Consider the following 1,022-nt stretch of genomic DNA (forward strand, 5'->3'; position numbering starts at 1 on the left):
TGCGTCAACAAGGCCGTTCCGAGATGGAAATGACCAAGACGCAGCTTCAGTTTTATCAGGGACAACTCAAAAATACGGCCCTAACTGAGGAACAGCGTGTTGAATCAGCTAAACAAGTGTATGACTTGACGAACAAGGTTACGGATCTGAAATTTAAAAATTCAACCAATTGGATTGATAAACAAACGGATCAGATGGAACGTCAAGGTAAGTCTGAGGTTGAGATTTATCAAATGCAGGCCGAGGCTTACAACCGGATGCGAAACGACACCACGCTAAAAGCAGAACAACGAGCTGAAGCAGAGAAAATGTATCAAGATACTTCCAAGAAACTGATTTCGTCTAGGTACGAGTACTCGGAAAAGTGGATTAACAAAGAAGCTACGAAGATGGAAATGTCCGGTGCTCAAAAAGTTGACATCATGAAGTGGGAGCTTCAAGAGTTTCTGAAGATGCAAGCTGATAAGACGATGTCTTCTGAACAGCTATGGGATCTAGAACAGAAAATATATAAGCAGCGTAATGATCTGGATAAGGAGTACTATTCTGCTGCTGAGAAACGAATTAATCACTTGAAGGCGATCGGTGAAATGACTACCGAACAAGAACTTGCCGAGTATATGAAACTTCAAGCTTCTTACCTGGTAGGAAGCGATCAACGGATGGATGCAGATGAGAAGGTCTACGATCTAAAGAAAAAACTCATGGATGAAATGACCAAAGCTGTATCCGAATCGGTAACCAAGCAGAAAAAGTTAATGGATAATGCGAGAGATGAGGAGATTAAACGTATCCAGGCAGAGAAGGATGCTTTCACCTCGGCTCAAGAAGCCAAAATCAAAGCTATTGATGATCTGATACAAGCGATGGAGCGAAGTGACGATCAGGATGACTATGAGAGATTGCGTGCGGAGAAAGTAGCACGTCTGGAAAAACTTCAGTCCGCTGTTGGACCAGAAGGTATTGAAGAGCGGAAACAGGTTCAGAAGGATATCGAGGATATGGATCGTGAACACGGACGC

1 pseudogene is annotated in these 1,022 nt (G+C 43.2%); it reads left to right on the forward strand.

Features of this window, described 5'->3' with window-relative positions:
* Positions 1-1,022, forward strand: a pseudogene (locus C161_RS32665) (transglycosylase); the annotation flags it as partial.

It is taken from the genome of Paenibacillus sp. FSL R5-192, from assembly GCF_000517845.1.
Taxonomy (GTDB): Bacteria; Bacillota; Bacilli; order Paenibacillales; family Paenibacillaceae; genus Paenibacillus; species Paenibacillus amylolyticus.